This window comes from Ruegeria sp. K11 (genome assembly GCF_056531905.1).
The window spans coordinates 230,987-245,923 of sequence record NZ_JBQFMP010000002.1 but is presented as its reverse complement, the minus strand read 5'-3'; the positions used below and the strand labels follow the sequence as shown (position 1 = coordinate 245,923).

Genomic DNA, 14,937 nt, shown 5'->3' with positions numbered 1-14,937 from the left:
GACCGACTGTCAGGTGCGACCAATCACTCCGGCCCAAGAATTTTCTGCATCAGCACAAGATCCAACCGTTTGCCCCATTTCACGCCAACTTCAGGCAAATGACCAACCTTGCTGAACCCCATCGCTGCATGAAAGCCCACCGCCGCCGGATTGGCCGAGGAGATGCCTGCCACAAGCACATGTACGGCCTCACGCCGCGCGATGTCTTCCAAATCGGTCATCAAAGCACGGCCCGCACCCTGCCCTCGCGCCACAGGCATCAGTTGGATCGAATGTTCGCGGCATTGCGCATAACCCGGTCCTGACCTGAACGGCCCATAAGATGCAAACCCCACAACCCGACCGGCATCCTCGGCCACCAGAAACGCGGCCCCCCGCGCTTTGATATCTAGACCGATACTGTCAACCGAGCGTTCTTCCGTCGTAAAGGTGACCAGAGTTTCCCGTATGATCTGATTGGTGATCCGGGCGATCGCGTCCGCATCCCCAGCACTTGCCTGTCGGATGATCATTCCAGAACTCGCGGACCATGCGGCGTATCGAACTCAGCCCGCAACGCGGCTGGTCCGGTGTCGAATACCACGCGCTCCAATGCGCCGAACTGGGCTGCCAAATCCAAAGCATCGGGATGGAAAACAACAAGCCGGCGCAGCCCGCATCCGCTATCCTGCAACATCCGGGCGGGATGCAGATCCCCCTGCCACTGAATAAGCGCCGGAAACAGGTTGTCGAACGGTAGCCGACCATTCGGCGGCACCGCCATACGCCACCGCAAAGCGCCCCGCGTCAGATCGATAGGATGCCCGACGCCGTCCGGAAAGACAGACAACGCGGCCTCGATATCCGTAACCCGGCAAATCCAGTTGGTCAGGCGCGGTGCCCCCTCGAACCGATCCAGATCGAACCACCGGGTACGCTCGGGGTTCGGTGCCTCAGGATCAATGGCAATCGCTTCCAGATACAACCCGTCTTGCAGGCCCAACAAACGGTTATGCGTACCGAATGTCTCATGCTTGCCGCCAGCCTGCAGCCGAACGCCAAGCGCCTCTTCAACATGCGCCGTAGCCTCGTCCAAAGTGGTCCCTGCCACAGCAATATGATCCAATTCCATCGCGTCCTCCATTCCCGGCAGCCTACCCGCCGCAAAAAAGGGCGCAAGCCCAAGCCGCGCCCTTCTTCTGTTTGAAAATACCTTCGGGGGTGAATTTGCCGTCAGGCAAAGAGGGGGCAGACAGCCCCCTGCCCGCCTTACGCCCGCGCCGCGCCAATGAGGCCCAGAATATCCTGAGCCGCCTCGGGAATGTTCGTCCCCGGACCAAAGATCGCCTTGACCCCATGATCATACAGGAACTGATAATCCTGCTGCGGGATGACGCCACCGCAGATCACGATGATGTCCTCGGCTTCTGCCTTCTTCAGCTCTTCGACCAGTTGAGGTGCCAGCGTCTTGTGCCCTGCCGCCTGAGACGAGATCCCGATGACATGAACGTCATTGTCCACCGCATCCTGCGCGGCCTCAGCCGGGGTCTGGAACAAGGGACCGACATCCACGTCAAAGCCGATATCGGCAAAAGCGGTCGCGATGACCTTGGCCCCACGGTCATGCCCATCCTGACCCATCTTGACCACCAGCAGACGCGGGCGGCGGCCTTCGGCTTCGGCGAAATCCTCGATGGATTTCTGAATGGCGGCAAACCCTTCGTCGCCCTCATACGCCGCGCCATAGACACCGGCCAGCGTTTTCACCTCGGCGCGGTGGCGGCCGAATTCTTTCTCCATTGCCATGCTGATCTCTCCTACGGATGCGCGGGCGCGAGCTGCTTCGACAGCAGCGGCCAGCAGGTTGCCACCCTCGCGGGCGGTGGTGGTCAGCGCGTCAAGTGCAGCCTGACATGCAGCTTCGTCCCGGGTCGCGCGGATGCGTTCCAACCGCGCCACCTGCGCCTCACGCACCGCGACATTGTCGACGTCCAGAATGTCGATCGGGTCTTCCTGTTCCTTGCGGTATTTGTTGACGCCAACGATCACTTCGTCACCACGGTCGATCATCGCCTGACGACGGGCCGCGCTTTCTTCGATCCGCAGCTTGGGCATTCCGCTGGCAACCGCCTTGGTCATGCCGCCCATCTCCTCGACCTCTTCCATCAAGGCCCAGGCTTTTTCGACCAGTTCATTGGTCAGGCTTTCGATGTAATAAGAGCCCGCCAGCGGATCGACCACGTCAGTCACACCGGTCTCTTCCTGTAGCACCAGCTGCGTGTTCCGCGCGATGCGGGCCGAGAAATCGGTGGGCAGGGCAATCGCCTCGTCCAGAGCGTTGGTGTGCAGGCTTTGCGTGCCACCCAGAACCGCGCTCATCGCTTCATAGGCGGTGCGGATCACATTGTTATAGGGGTCCTGTTCCTGCAAGCTGACGCCCGAGGTCTGGCAATGCGTCCGCAACATCTTGGACCGTTCGGACTTCGCCCCGAAATCCGTCATCACCCGATGCCACAAGGTACGCGCGGCGCGCAGCTTGGCGATTTCCATGAAGAAATTCATGCCGATGGCAAAGAAGAACGACAACCGCCCCGCGAACTTGTCCACATCCATCCCGGCCTGTGTCGCGGCGCGCACGTATTCGCGCCCGTCCGCCAGCGTATAGGCCAGCTCCTGCACAAGGTTCGCCCCGGCCTCTTGCATGTGATAGCCCGAGATTGAGATCGAATTGAACTTGGGCATCTCGTTCGAGGTGTAATCGATAATGTCCGAGATGATCTTCATTGATGGTTCAGGCGGGTAGATATAGGTGTTGCGCACCATGAATTCTTTCAGAATGTCATTCTGAATGGTGCCCGACAGAACCGATTTGTCATGGCCCTGCTCTTCGCCCGCTACAATGAAGCTTGCCAGAATCGGGATCACTGCGCCGTTCATCGTCATCGAGACCGAGACCTTGTCCAGCGGGATACCGTCAAACAGGATTTTCATGTCCTCAACACTGTCAATAGCCACACCGGCCTTGCCCACATCGCCGACAACACGGGGATGGTCGCTGTCATAACCCCGATGGGTCGCCAGATCGAAGGCGACTGACACGCCCTGCTGACCGGCGGCCAGATTGCGGCGGTAGAAGGCGTTCGATTCCTCGGCCGTGGAAAAGCCCGCATACTGACGGATCGTCCACGGACGCCCCGCATACATCGTGGCCTTAACCCCGCGTGTGAACGGACCAAACCCCGGCAACGATCCCATATGCGGCAGATCGGCGGTGTCTTCCTGCGTATAAAGCGGTTTGACATCGATGCCTTCCAGCGTCTCTTTGGTCAGATCGCCCAACGGGCGTCCGCGCAGCTCTTTCTCAGCCAGCGCGCGCCAATCCTTCGTATCGGTCATGTCGGTTTCCTTTGTTCCATTCGGACTTCGGCGGGCGCAAACCCGCAATCTTCGGTTTTTGTATTGCACATCAGTTCGGCCACCCCATCAGCACCCGCTGCAAGCCAGGCCAGATCATCGGCATAACCCGCCCACAGCTTCATCACCTGCGCAGGATTCAGACCATGAGGCGCAGGCTCGGGCGCGCCGTTCAACGACGCACTATCATCGCGGCCAGTGACGGGACGGTTCAAAAGCATCTCAAGTTGCGTCTGCGGATGTCCTGCGAATTCTTCAAACGGCAGTACAAGCAGAGGCACGTCGGGAAACGCACGACCCAGCTCGGTAATCACGTTGCGCCAACTGCGTCGGGAATTTGCTATGCGCGTCCAGCGTGCGGGATCGATCGGCGCGCCGCCTCGTTTGTGCAGATAGGCCGCAACTGATGTCCAATAACTGTCCAGCGCCCGGATGTTCAGAGCGATTCTTGTCACCCGGCCTGCAAATGCACACGCCAAGATTTGTCCACGCTCCTCAACGCTGGGGTAAAGGCGGGCATAACCAACGTTGCGCTGCATCGAGCCCACAAAGTTTTCCTGACTGATCAGAAGTTGTGTGGCCCCTGATCGCGCGCATTCATCCAATTCTTTCTGCAGCGCCGACCGGATGTCAGGTGTCAGCTGATCGAGACTGTTCAGACCATTTTTTCGAGTACGCGGCGGCCCCCAAAACGCCACACCCTGTGCTTTCAACGCCTGTGCATTGGTGCTCAGGTATTTCTGGAAACTGGTGGTCGCGCAGCGATGCGCGCCGCAATGCAGGATCACTTCCATCTGCGCACCCCATTGTGTCGAGGGCAGGTGCAATCTGCGCGCCTAACTGCGCCTGGGTCCATGGCTGTCGCTTCCGCACGCATATTTTTGAAGCCCACCTGCAAATCGCATGTCGCATTCATCAGCACAGGGGCTATATTCAACGTGACAGGAGACCTCATGACACGCTTGATTGGCATTATTTTCTCGTCACTTATGCCACTGGCCGCACTGGCTGCAGATGGCGCTGCACCAGCCGAGGATGCATTTGTACGCCCTGCGGGGGATAGCGAGTTGAGCGAGTTTCTGTGGGTCAGCCGCCCCATTGTTGTCTTTGCCGATACCCCCGCTGACCCACGTTTCCAGCAGCAGATCGACATGCTTTTGCAGGGCGAAGAGGCGATGCGGGACCGTGACGTGATCGTGCTGACCGATACTGACCCGGCCGCGCGATCCCCGATTCGGTCGCAATTACGCCCGCGTGGTTTCCAGATGGTGTTTGTCGACAAGGATGGCGTGGTCAAACTGCGCAAACCCTCGCCCTGGAGCGTGCGCGAGATTGGCAGGTCAATCGACAAGACCCCCCTGCGCGAACGCGAGATCCGCGAACGGCGCCAAGGCGGCTGAACATTTCCGCCACGTATTGAGCCTCCGGCGTCTATCGCCAGAGACCCAACAAGATATGACGAAAACGCGGTCATGGTCACTCGAATTCCATGATCACATCATCGACGGCCAAACTGTCGCCCGGTGCCGCGTTGATCTTGGACACAGTGCCTTTCTTTTCGGCGCGCAGGATGTTTTCCATCTTCATCGCCTCGACGGTGCACAGCGCCTGCCCTTCCTGCACTTCCTGGCCCACTTCAACGTCAACCTTCACGATCAGACCGGGCATCGGACAAAGCAGCATTTTCGAGGTGTCGGGGGGCAGTTTTTCCGGCATCAATCTTGCCAGCTCCGCCTGACGTGGGGTGCGCACGTGCACTTTCATATCCGCACCCCGGTTGCGGATGCGGAACCCCCCCGAAACCTTGCCCACCTTCAGGACCAGCGGGCTGCCATCTACATCCAGAACCGCCAGCTGATCCCCCGGTGTCCAGTCCGAGGTCACGCGCGTCGCGGTGCCGTCGGAAAACGTCACGGTCGATCCATCGCGATCCGCGTCCACTCCGACCTCAAACTCCTGCCCCTGCAAGGTCACAACCCAGTCCGAGCCCACCTTGCGTTCGTGATTGTCCATCCGACCCGACACGCGGGTCCGGCGAATCTCGGCAACCCGGTGCATGGCCGCGCACGAGGCCGCGATGCGGCGCAGGTTACCCTCGGGCAATTCGACGCCCTCAAACCCATCGGGATATTCCTCGGCGATGAAGGCGGTGGTCATGTCGCCCTTGATGAAAATCGGATGGTCCATCACCGCCGACAGGAAGGGCAGGTTGTGACCGATGCCTTCGACCTCAAAACTGTCCAGCGCCACGCGCATCGCTTCGATCGCCTGATCACGGGTCGGGGCCCATGTGCAGAGCTTGGCAATCATCGGGTCGTAATACATGCTGATCTCGCCGCCCTCATAGACGCCGGTATCGTTGCGCACCGCCGCAGGCCCTTCGGGCGCATCGCCCTGCCATTTGCCATTGACCAGCATTGGGCCAGCGGCAGTTTCCTGCGGCGGGCGATAGCGGGTCAGGCGACCGATTGAGGGCAGGAAGCCACGATACGGGTCCTCGGCATAGAGACGGTTTTCGATGGCCCAACCGGTCAGGGTCACATCGTCCTGTGTGATGGTCAGTTTTTCACCAGCGGCGACGCGGATCATCTGTTCGACCAGATCAACACCGGTGATCAACTCGGTCACCGGGTGTTCCACCTGAAGGCGGGTGTTCATCTCAAGGAAGTAGAAGTTCTTTTCCCCATCCACGATGAACTCGACCGTCCCGGCGCTGGCATAGTTCACCGCCTTGGCCAAGGCGACCGCCTGTTCTCCCATCGCCTTGCGGGTCTCGGGATCAAGGAACGGCGACGGCGCCTCTTCCACAACCTTCTGGTTCCGGCGCTGGATCGAGCATTCGCGCTCGCCCAAATAGATACCGTTGCCGTGGCTGTCGCACAGCACCTGAATTTCAATGTGGCGCGGCTGGGTGACGAATTTCTCGATGAAAATCCGGTCATCGCCAAAGGAATTCGCGGCCTCGTTCTTGGACGACTGGAACCCCTCGCGCGCTTCGTCATCGTTCCACGCGATCCGCATCCCCTTGCCGCCACCCCCAGCGCTGGCCTTGATCATCACGGGATAACCGATGTCGTTGGAGATTTTCACGGCCTCTTCCGCATCCTCGATCAGCCCCATATAGCCGGGCACGGTCGAAACCCCTGCATCCTGCGCGATCTTCTTCGAGGTGATCTTGTCACCCATGCTTTCAATCGCACCGACAGGCGGACCAACAAAGGCGACGCCTTCGGCATCCAGCGCCTCGGCAAATTTCGAATTCTCGGACAAGAAGCCATAGCCGGGATGCACCGCCTGCGCGCCGCTTTGGCGGATGGCGTCCATCACCTTGTCGATCACGATATACGACTGATTCGCGGGCGGCGGGCCGATATGCACCGCCTCATCTGCCATCGAGACATGCAGCGCGTTCTTGTCCGCATCCGAATAGATTGCGACGGTGCCGATACCCATTTTGCGGGCGGTCTTGATGACCCGGCAGGCGATCTCGCCCCGGTTGGCGATCAGGATCTTGTTGAACATGGAACGTCCTTTGTCTTGAAGTTCTGGAAACGCAAAACGCCGCCGCAGGGCGATGACCCCACGACGGCGTGATGCGCGATGACAGTTTGGGCGGTGTCCGCCCCGATAAACTCAGAGTTACCGGCAGTTACCTTGCGTCTTGCAATACAGCACATTGCCGGCCGCGCCGACTGCCGCGCCAAACAGCGGATCGGCGCTGAGGACCGCCGCCCCAACCGCGCCCGCGCCGCCGCCAAGGATGGCCTGTTCGCCCGTGCTGTTGCCACAGGCCGCCAAGCCTGCGCAGACCGATATGGCAAGGAAGAGTTTCGAAATTCGCATGTGTTCTGCCCCTTCAGGTTTCTTGATGCCTCTGCCGCGACATGCATCAAGCGGTCATTGTTATGCAATAACAAAGGCACAAAAATCGCCGAGTGCGCGAGTTTCTGCTGCTTTTTCCACCGCTTAGAACAGAAAAACGCGGACAGGACGATGTGATCAACACAAGCCTGCCCGCGCAAGGAAGGGGTACGGAATAGTAGGTGCATGCGCGACGCAGGCAAAACAGAGCCACGCAGCCCGCTCAGTCTGCATTGCACAATTCCCCGCGCCAACCATGCATTGTTTCCGATGTGATTTCCGGCTAAAACCCGCCAAAACGGCGGAATCCCGCGCAAATTTGCGCCGACGAGAAACGGCACACGAGCGTTCACAGCCGCTACTGAAACCGTCACGTTGCTGTTACATTTCCCTCTCAATTCGAGACTTCCAGCAAAGCCCACTTCACGGCCTGGAATTCGTGTCGGGATAGAAAAACGGCTTCTTTTCAGCGTTTTATTCACCAGTTTCACCGGCCCGTGAATTTGGATGTGCAAATTCACACGAATACTTGAGATTCCTCGCTCGATTTCTCTCAAATTGGTGATTTCACTCATTAACGTTTGCGTGAAACCTTGGCCGTGCAATATCGCACACAAGGGACTATCCTCATGAAAAAAAAGGGTAAATACGCTCGCCTGCTTGCTGCCAGCGCGCTTTGCGCGACTGGCTTGCCTGCCTTGGCGCAAGATGCACAGACACAAGCGGAGCTTGACGCGCTGCGAGCCCGGGTTGAGGCGCTCGAAGCGTCCACACCCGGTTCCGGGACGGGTGATCTGACAGTCGGGAACACGACTTTGGACGTCTATGGATACGTCAAGGCCGACTTCTTTTATGATTTCGACTTTGACCAGGGCGACACGGCGTTCGTTAACGTCGTTGGTGAACCCGCGAACGCAACCTCCGGTTCGTTTGGCGCCACGGTTCGTCAGTCGCGTATCGGTTTGAACACCAGCACGCCCAGCGGCATCGGCGACATTCGCGGCCAGATCGAGGTTGACCTGTTCGCAGCAGACGGCAATGCCGAATTCCGCCTGCGTCATGCCAACATCCGGATTGGTGATGAATGGCTGATCGGTCAGTTCTGGACCAACTTCCAGCCGCTCGACACCTACCCGACCTCGGTCGAATTCAACGGCCCGGTGGGTATCGCCTTTGCGCGTGTTCCGCAGGTTCGCTACACCAACTCGTTTGGGGCCAACACCGAGTTTGCCATCGCCATCGAGGAAAACGTCAGCGGCTCGAATTCGGAAGATCCAGTCTTTACCGCATCCGCCGAATATAATGACGGCAAGTACATCGCCCGCGGCGCGTTGCTGTACGGTAAAGCCGAAGGTGGCGGAGATGAAGTGGACCAGACTGGTCTGACCCTGTCGGGCTCGGCTCGTCTGTGGGAAGGCGGCCTGTTCCAGGTCAACTACGTGACCGGTGAGGCCCTTGGCCCCTGGCTGATCGGCCTGGGTGATGCTGTCGTCGGTGGCGAAGCCAACGATGTGGACGGCTTCACAGTCGAACTGCGCCAGCAACTGACGCCCAAATGGAACGTGGGTATCGCCTACGGTTACGAAGACTACGACCTGCCGACCTCGACCGGCACACTGGCCTTCACCGAGCTTGAGACGATCCACGTCAACGCGTTCTACCAGGCGACTGACAGCCTGACACTGAGCGCCGAATACATTTATGGCGAACGGAACGATTCTCCTTCGGGGCAGGATTTCGACGCCAGCCGTATTCAGTTGGCGGCTCAGCTGAACTTCTGATGCATAAAACCGATCCCGCCCGACACAGGGCGGGATCACCCCATGTCCGGTTGCAGGTTGCGTATATGCAACGACCGGGCCCACGTTCAGCGTACCCCATCGAAAATTTCAGGAAATGAAACGCGCGCCGTCGTGACATCGATCACCAGCAGCGCATCATAGCTGGCCGGATCGAACGGGTCTTCGGCAGGTACGACTTCGCGCTCGAAAAACCAGCTCAGGCGTCCGGCATCCAGATTGCCGCGCTCAAAAGGCTGATCCCCGAAATGCTGCCACAGCGCTTCGATAAAGGCCGCGTCCGCACGACGATCGGCGGGCTTGCGATCCCGAAACCGCTCGCGTCGGGTCAGGGGTGTGACGCCCTTGGGGTTGGCGCGCCGGATGGTGAATTGAAAATCGGTGCCGGCCAGGCGTCCGGGAAATCCGCGATGCTTCAGCATGTCGGCTCCTTGTCACTGGTGTGATGTCCGAGAAAAGCGGTGCTGGTATTGCGGACCAAACGACGCGTCCCTTTGTCAAAGCGGGTGGCGGGCAAACCCCTTTCACGAGGTGCAAAAGCCATCAGAATTCCTCCCAAATGCATTGAGATTGCTCCAGCCGGTAGGCTTCGAAAAACTGTGTAGCGTCGGGCGAGGATTGTCCGAATTCGACCGCACGATCCGAAAAGGAAATGATGACGCGTGCCGGGTCCAGCTCGTATTTGGCAACATAGGCGACAGCCAGGCTTTCGCACAGATGCGCCATATCAACGGTTGCAATATCGTGCCCGATATAGCCCGTGGTTGAACCGATCTTGGGTGCAACAAACCGAAACCTGATCCAAAGCTCACCGGGATTGGTGTCCAGCAGGACCTCATTCAGATGAACAGGCTGGCCAGACGGCACGGGCAGAAGGTTCTCGGTTTCGGCAAATGCGGGTGAGCTGCAGCCCAGAACGGCCAGAATCAAGGCGCGACCCCGGACCTGCCAAAGGCAAGCTCCTCTCTCCGGGGTCGCGCGCGCCTGGCTATGGGCCTGCGCAACTCTATGTCCGATTGCTAAGCGCATTTATCAGTTCCGGCCTCAAAGTCAAATTTGCCTGCGCCCGCCCCGCCCGAGGCGTCCTGAAAACCAGCGTTCAGGTCACCTCAAGCATGACTGCGTCCGACACCGCCTGGTTAAAGCGGGATGTTGTCGTGCTTTTTCCACGGGTTCTTGAGCTGCTTGTTGCGCAGGCTGGCAAAGGCGCGCGACACACGGCGGCGGGTCGATTGCGGCATGATCACCTCATCGATGAACCCACGCTCAGCGGCAACGAACGGGTTGGCGAACCGGTCTTCGTAATCCTGCGTGTGCTGCGCGATTTTTTCGGCATCGGCCAAATCGGCACGATGGATGATCTCGGTCGCGCCCTTAGCGCCCATTACCGCGATCTCGGCCGTTGGCCAGGCATAGTTGAAATCCCCGCGCAGGTGTTTGGATGCCATCACATCATAGGCACCGCCATAAGCTTTACGGGTGATCACCGTGACCTTCGGTACAGTCGCTTCGCCATAGGCAAACAACAGCTTCGCGCCGTGCTTGATCACCCCGCCATATTCCTGACTGGTGCCAGGCAAAAAGCCCGGCACATCGACCAGCGTCAGGATCGGGATTTCGAAACAGTCGCAAAAGCGGACGAACCGCGCGGCTTTGCGGCTGCTGTCAATATCCAGACAACCCGCCAGGACCATCGGCTGATTGGCGACGACCCCAACCGTCTGCCCTTCAAGACGGACAAATCCGGTGATGATGTTCTTGGCGTAATCTTCCTGAATCTCGTAGAAATCCCCCTCATCCGCGATCTTGGTGATGAGTTCCTTCATGTCGTAAGGTGAGTTCGGATTTTCCGGGATCAGCGTGTCCAGCGAGGTTTCGACCCGATCGGGCTCATCAAAAAATGGCCGTACTGGTGGCTTTTCGCGGTTGTTGAGAGGCAGGAAATCAACCAGACGGCGGACTTCGGCCAAAGCCTCGACATCGTTTTCAAACGCTCCATCGGCAACCGAGGACTTTTTGGTATGGGTCGAGGCCCCGCCCAGTTCTTCGGCTGTGACGACCTCGTTGGTAACGGTTTTGACCACATCCGGGCCCGTCACGAACATGTAAGACGTGTCTTTGACCATAAAGATAAAGTCGGTCATCGCCGGGCTGTAAACCGCTCCGCCCGCACACGGCCCCATGATGACGCTGATCTGCGGCACCACGCCGGACGCCATAATATTGCGTTGGAACACTTCGGCATACCCGGCAAGCGAGGCCACACCTTCCTGAATCCGCGCCCCGCCCGAGTCGTTGATTCCGATCACCGGCGCGCCGTTCTGGATCGCCATATCCATGATCTTGCAGATCTTCTGCGCGTGGGTTTCCGACAGCGAGCCGCCGAATACAGTGAAATCCTGACTGAACACATAGACCATACGCCCATTGATGGTTCCCCACCCGGTGACCACGCCGTCCCCTGCAGGCTTTTGGTTTTCCATGCCGAAATCCGTGCAGCGATGGCTGACAAACATGTCGAATTCTTCAAAGCTGCCTTCGTCCACCAGCAGTTCGATCCGCTCGCGCGCCGTCAGTTTGCCACGGGTGTGCTGAGCATCGATCCGCCGTTGCCCGCCACCCAGACGCGCATTGTTCCGGCGATCTTCAAGTTCGGAAAGGATGTCTTTCATGACGGTAGTCCCCTTTGAAATTTTGCCAGACCTTAGCCGCAGCGCAGGCTGAGCCAAAGAAATATTCAGCAAATTTGCAAATACCTTTCGAGATTAATTTATAAAACTGCAAATTTGTTAATTAACACGACAATCGCCGCCTGTGCATGGTATTTCTCCGGGGTGGGCTATAATTGTGAACCATGCAGTTCAGCCCGGCATCAACCCATCGCACACCGCCGACACTTGCAACGCTCGTGTTGCTGTCGGGCCTGTCGGCGCTCAGCATGAACCTGTACCTGCCCAGCCTGCCCTTTATGGCGACGTATTTCGAAACTGACTACAAAACCATGCAGCTGTCGATTGCGCTGTACCTGTTGGTCAATGCCGTACTGCAGATTCTGATCGGACCGCTGGCTGACAAGGCCGGGCGCAGGCCGGTTCTGCTGTGGGGTCTGGGGTTGTTCCTGCTTGCCACCCTGGGCTGCATCTATGCCCCAAATGTCGAGACTTTTCTGGCCTTTCGGATGTTTCAGGCTGTGATCGTAGTGGGTATCGTGCTCAGCCGGGCGGCCGTTCGGGATATGTATGATCAGGATCAGGCCGCCTCGATGATCGGATATGTGACCATGGGCATGGCCATCGTTCCTATGATCGGGCCTGCCATCGGCGGGATTCTTGAGGAAGCCTTTGGGTGGAAGGCCAATTTCTGGCTTCCGTTCATCCTGGCAGCCTTGACCCTGTACCTGACCTACCGGGATTTCGGCGAAACCGCCGCCGCCAGCGGAAAAAGCTTGTTCCAGCAGTTTCGTGAATATCCCGAGTTGCTGACCTCACCCCGGTTCTGGGGGTATTCGATGTCCTCCGGCATGTCGTCTGGTGCCTTTTTTGCTTATCTGGGTGGCGCGCCTTTCATCGGCACAGAAATCTTCGGCATGACGGCCGCCGAGGTGGGTATTTACTTTGGCGCACCCGCCGTCGGATATTTCTTTGGCAATTTCATCAGCGGGCGTTTCTCTGTCCGCTTCGGAGTCAATCGCATGGTGCTGTGGGGATGCATACTGAACGCCTCTGGCGTCGCCCTCTCGGCTTTGCTCTTTCTGCTCGGCATGGGCACAGCGCTCAGCTTCTTCGGGTTGATGACTTTTGTCGGATTGGGCAACGGCATGTCCATTCCGAACGCAACAGCTGGCTCTCTGTCCGTCCGACCACATCTGGCGGCCACCGCCTCAGGGCTCAGTGGCGCGATCATGCTGGGCGGAGGCGCAGCCCTCAGCGCCTGGGCCGGAGCCTTGCTGACACTGGAATCCGGAGCCATGCCTCTATTGTGGCTGATGCTGGCAACCGCTGGCCTCGCGATATTCGCCATCAGCAGCGTCATCTGGCGCGAGCGCCAATTGGGCCTTTAGTCCGCTTGCACCCGTGGCTTTGCAAAGTTAGCCTAATCAGCAAGTAAATCTGCAAAGAAATGCCATGGCCACTCAAAAGCTCTATGCCGGCGCAAAACTCCGTGAAATGCGCACGCGCCTGACCTTGACGCAAAAAGAGTTTGCGTCCAAACTGGGCGTCTCCCTGCCCTATCTGAACCAGATGGAGAACAACAACCGTCCAATCTCGACCACCGTTGTTCTGGCGCTCGCGCAAGAGTTCGGAATGGACGTCACAGAACTTAGCACCGGCGACAGCGAGCGTCTGGTGTCCGACATGCGCGAGGCATTGGCTGATCCGGTTTTTGCCGACGCCATGCCCCCCCTTGCCGATCTCAGGCTGACCGCATCCAACGCGCCCGCACTGGCCCGAGCCTTTATCGAGCTGCACAAAGCCTATCGCCAGACCCATGAACGACTGGCATCTCTGGATGAAGCACTGGGGCGCGAGGACGCCCGCATTCAGGCGAGCCCCTGGGAGGAGGTCCGCGATTTCTTCCACTATTGCGACAACTACATCGACGCGGTGGACCGTGCCGCGGAACGTTTTGCCATGCGCGCCGAAGAGGCCGGAGGCATCCGCCAGGCCGCATTGAAGAGTTTGTCCGAACGGGGGATACACGTCACGTTTTCCGACACCGAAACCTTTCGCATTTATAATGCGACAGACAAAACTCTGCGGCTTTCTTCCCGCACCGCGCCGCAAACCCAAGTCTTTCAACTCTTGTTGCAGGTGGCGCTTCTCAGCCAGGACAAACTGCTTGAGGCAACTTTGGATTTTGCCAGATTTCAAACGGAAGAAGCCCGGTCAATCGCAAAAATCGGCCTGGCCAACTACTTTGCCGGTGCGTCGCTGATGCCCTACAGCACCTTCCTCGGCGCGGCGCAGGATTGTCGGCATGATCTGGAATTACTGAGCAATCGCTTTGGCGCCTCCATCGAACAGGTGGCGCATCGCCTGTCCACGCTGCAACGCCCCGGGGCCAAAGGCATCCCGTTCTTCTTTGTCCGGGTCGATCAGGCAGGGACGATCACCAAACGCCACTCGGCTACGCGTTTGCAATTCGCCCGCTTCGGCGGGGCCTGCCCCTTGTGGAATGTCCACCGCGCCTTCGAAACACCCGGCCATTTCCTGCAGCAGCTTGCGGAAACACCCGATGGCGTGCGCTACATCTCGCTCGCGTGCGACGTATCCAAATCAGGCGGGTCCTTCGGCGCACCCACGCGCCGCTACGCCATTGCGCTGGGCTGCGAAATCCGCCATGCCGAGGCACTGGTCTATGCCGACAACCTCGACATCACCAATGCCACTGCCTTTGAACCCATCGGGATTTCCTGCCGCATCTGCGAAAGACAAACCTGCCACCAGCGCTCGGTTCCACCGCTAGAACGCCGATTGAAAATCGACGCGCACAAACGTGGCACCCTTCCTTACGAAGTAACCTGATCTTCTTCTGTTCAAAAATACCTCGGGGGAGTCGCGGCCTGCCGCGACGGGGGCAGAGCCCCCGCCGAAGCCTCAGCTTTTAGACAGGATCGCCCATATCGCATCTTTCAGAACCGCGCGTTTCTTGCGCAATTCCACTTCGGCCAGTTCTTCCATCGGCGCGACATTGGTTTCGGCCCGATGGACGATACGGTTGACCTCGTGATATTCATCCGCCAGCCGGGCAAAATGGGCATCGGTTTGCTTGAGCTGGCTCATCAATTCGACCTTTTCGGGAAACTCTTCGGCCAGTTCATGCGGGGTGTGGGACATCCGGTTTGCTCCTTGATGCGTTGTTGCAAGCCAGAATTAAACCTGTC

The 14,937-nt window shown here is 58.7% G+C and carries 14 protein-coding genes; 4 read left to right on the top strand and 10 right to left on the bottom strand.

The genetic code is table 11. The features are described 5' to 3' along the window. Window positions 1–23 precede the first annotated feature (23 nt). From ACR0K4_RS04000 to ACR0K4_RS03985, 4 genes are all read right to left on the bottom strand, one after another. Window positions 24–512 carry an N-acetyltransferase family protein gene (locus tag ACR0K4_RS04000; protein ID WP_480852907.1) on the bottom strand — a complete coding sequence of 163 codons (489 nt, stop codon included), beginning with the start codon at window positions 510–512 and terminating at the stop codon, window positions 24–26. Further along, window positions 509–1,111, bottom strand: a complete 603-nt coding sequence (locus tag ACR0K4_RS03995) for a VOC family protein (RefSeq protein ID WP_480852906.1) — start codon at window positions 1,109–1,111, stop codon at window positions 509–511. The genes ACR0K4_RS04000 and ACR0K4_RS03995 overlap by 4 nt, the downstream gene beginning before the upstream one ends. Before the next feature lie 137 nt (window positions 1,112–1,248). Beyond that, complete coding sequence (scpA, locus tag ACR0K4_RS03990) at window positions 1,249–3,375, bottom strand: methylmalonyl-CoA mutase (protein ID WP_480517162.1); 2,127 nt, start codon at window positions 3,373–3,375, stop codon at window positions 1,249–1,251. Beyond that, a complete protein-coding gene (locus ACR0K4_RS03985) occupies window positions 3,372–4,187 on the bottom strand; it encodes a hypothetical protein (protein ID WP_480852904.1) in 816 nt (271 codons plus the stop codon). The genes scpA and ACR0K4_RS03985 overlap by 4 nt, the downstream gene beginning before the upstream one ends. 159 nt (window positions 4,188–4,346) lie before the next feature. Between ACR0K4_RS03985 and ACR0K4_RS03980 the strand changes: the two genes are divergently transcribed. Beyond that, window positions 4,347–4,793 carry a DUF4174 domain-containing protein gene (locus ACR0K4_RS03980; RefSeq protein ID WP_480517166.1) on the top strand — a complete coding sequence of 149 codons (447 nt, stop codon included), beginning with the start codon at window positions 4,347–4,349 and terminating at the stop codon, window positions 4,791–4,793. Window positions 4,794–4,869: 76 nt separating this feature from the next. Here the strand turns inward: ACR0K4_RS03980 and ACR0K4_RS03975 are convergent, their stop codons facing one another. Both ACR0K4_RS03975 and ACR0K4_RS03970 read right to left on the bottom strand, forming a co-directional pair. Further along, window positions 4,870–6,915 (bottom strand): acetyl-CoA carboxylase biotin carboxylase subunit, encoded by a 2,046-nt coding sequence (locus ACR0K4_RS03975; RefSeq protein WP_480852902.1) that lies wholly within the window; start codon window positions 6,913–6,915, stop codon window positions 4,870–4,872. Next, a complete protein-coding gene (locus ACR0K4_RS03970; RefSeq protein WP_480852900.1) occupies window positions 6,897–7,829 on the bottom strand; it encodes a hypothetical protein in 933 nt (310 codons plus the stop codon). Before ACR0K4_RS03970 ends, ACR0K4_RS03975 begins: the two co-directional genes overlap by 19 nt. A gap of 54 nt (window positions 7,830–7,883) precedes the next feature. Between ACR0K4_RS03970 and ACR0K4_RS03965 the strand changes: the two genes are divergently transcribed. Further along, complete coding sequence (locus tag ACR0K4_RS03965) at window positions 7,884–9,035, top strand: DcaP family trimeric outer membrane transporter (protein ID WP_480852898.1); 1,152 nt, start codon at window positions 7,884–7,886, stop codon at window positions 9,033–9,035. 86 nt (window positions 9,036–9,121) lie between these two features. Here ACR0K4_RS03965 and ACR0K4_RS03960 read toward each other — a convergent pair whose 3' ends face one another. The 3 genes from ACR0K4_RS03960 to ACR0K4_RS03950 form a co-directional block, all read right to left on the bottom strand. Next, complete coding sequence (locus ACR0K4_RS03960) at window positions 9,122–9,475, bottom strand: hypothetical protein (protein ID WP_480517174.1); 354 nt, start codon at window positions 9,473–9,475, stop codon at window positions 9,122–9,124. A 121-nt stretch (window positions 9,476–9,596) separates the two neighbouring features. Beyond that, window positions 9,597–10,082, bottom strand: a complete 486-nt coding sequence (locus ACR0K4_RS03955) for a DUF6497 family protein (protein ID WP_480852896.1) — start codon at window positions 10,080–10,082, stop codon at window positions 9,597–9,599. A 110-nt stretch (window positions 10,083–10,192) separates the two neighbouring features. Further along, window positions 10,193–11,725: an acyl-CoA carboxylase subunit beta gene (locus ACR0K4_RS03950; RefSeq protein WP_480517178.1), complete on the bottom strand. Its 1,533-nt coding sequence runs from the start codon at window positions 11,723–11,725 to the stop codon at window positions 10,193–10,195. 182 nt (window positions 11,726–11,907) lie between these two features. On the opposite strand from ACR0K4_RS03950, the gene ACR0K4_RS03945 reads away from it, so the two are divergent. Further along, the gene (locus ACR0K4_RS03945; protein ID WP_480852894.1) at window positions 11,908–13,113 is read left to right on the top strand and encodes a multidrug effflux MFS transporter; all 1,206 of its coding nucleotides are present in this window, start codon (window positions 11,908–11,910) and stop codon (window positions 13,111–13,113) included. Between the two features lie 64 nt (window positions 13,114–13,177). After that, window positions 13,178–14,578, top strand: a complete 1,401-nt coding sequence (locus ACR0K4_RS03940) for a helix-turn-helix domain-containing protein (protein ID WP_480517182.1) — start codon at window positions 13,178–13,180, stop codon at window positions 14,576–14,578. A 72-nt stretch (window positions 14,579–14,650) separates the two neighbouring features. Here the strand turns inward: ACR0K4_RS03940 and ACR0K4_RS03935 are convergent, their stop codons facing one another. Further along, entirely contained in the window at window positions 14,651–14,890 is a 240-nt protein-coding gene (locus ACR0K4_RS03935; protein ID WP_480517184.1) for an HP1242/YdcH family protein, read from the bottom strand. Window positions 14,891–14,937 lie beyond the last annotated feature (47 nt).